1 protein-coding gene is annotated in these 1367 nt (G+C 31.5%); it reads right to left on the bottom strand.

Features of this window, described 5'->3' with window-relative positions; translation table 11 throughout:
- Positions 1–998, bottom strand: a 998-nt coding sequence (locus AC1DRQ_RS31570) for an acyltransferase family protein (RefSeq protein WP_477430107.1), incomplete at its 3' end; no start/stop codon positions are given.
- Positions 999–1367: the final 369 nt, after the last annotated feature.

The following is a 1367-nucleotide window of genomic DNA, read 5'->3' as shown; positions in this document are numbered from 1 at the left end:
TATGAAAACAGCATTGATAAATAGCGCCTTTTCATTACAAATGAATCTAAGATTAAAGGAACGATAATACCGGCTATTGTACCTAATAAAACGTGTATAATAGGATTGTGAATTTTCAGGATCTTGAACAAAACAATTCTGATCCCGCTGGCAACCAAAACATGTGCAAGATATATTGGTAAGGACTCTTTTCCTAAATAAACAAAAAAGTTAAGAATGTTTTTCCTTACAGCCATTGCTGCAACCTGCATAACTGCCAGCGAACCTAAAAATGGCAGCATAACAGCCCGATAAAGCGAGATGGGCTTTGTATTACTAAAAAGGAAAATATATTCAACAACACAAAACGCGATAATGGTTAGAGCGGAAAAAATGTAGTTCTTTAAAAATGATAAAAAGGATTGGTCAAGTTGTGAAAATACTATACCAATATTAAAGAACAGCAGATAGTTGAAAGTAGTGTTAAATGGTCCTAATTGAGGTTGAAAAATAAAGCAAGCCAACCAAACTATGGTAGATATATACAGACCATATTTAATGCTTATTTTGTAAAATATAAAACTTAAAACATTGATAAAAAACAAGGTGTATAAGAACCAAAACTGCGCCCTCGGAATTATAATGCACTCAAGTATTTGAATGGGCGCAACCTTACCATTTGTATATTTGGATAGCAATACTTCAACTATAGTTTGCAACACTGACCAAATTACAAATGGGTATATTAATGTTTGTACTTTTTTTAAAATGAAATCAGACGGCTCCTTTTTAAAAGATCTTAAAAAAAAGTATCCTGATAAAACAAAGAATAATCGCATATGGAAGCTGTAAACAAAAGTATCTGAATACCCCCAAAATGTATGGTCAAGACTAAGTATTCCCGGGTCTTTCAAACCTCTTACCACGTGCCCATATACAACCAGGATAATTCCTATCCCTCTTGAATAGTCAATCCACGATAATCTTTTGTCAGAATTAAATGTATTAGATTCAGCCATTAGTAGTTATGTTATTTATGAGCGTAAATGGTACTATAATTAAAAATGATTTGTGATTGCAGGATATCACATAGCTTAGTATCACAAACTTAAAACGATTTTCACATTTAACAACACAAAATCGCTTAAAAATAGTTGTTTTATATAAAAAAGCTTTTTTTGTTATATATTTGATAATAAAGTGCATATTTTTTTATATTTGTTTCAGTTGAATGATTGTCTAAATGCGCCTTATCAGGGCATCAAAAGATAAGTTTATAATGCAGGTAAGTTTGTTTTAAATCATTAAAAAAATAATAAAATATCCTATGTCCATAACACGTATTTGTTGTATCGGAGCTGGTTATGTTGGTGGCCCAACTATGGCGG

The organism is Mucilaginibacter sp. P4_E8, assembly GCF_056401495.1.
Note: the sequence above shows the minus strand (reverse complement) of the source record. Positions and strands in the feature narration are given on the sequence as shown.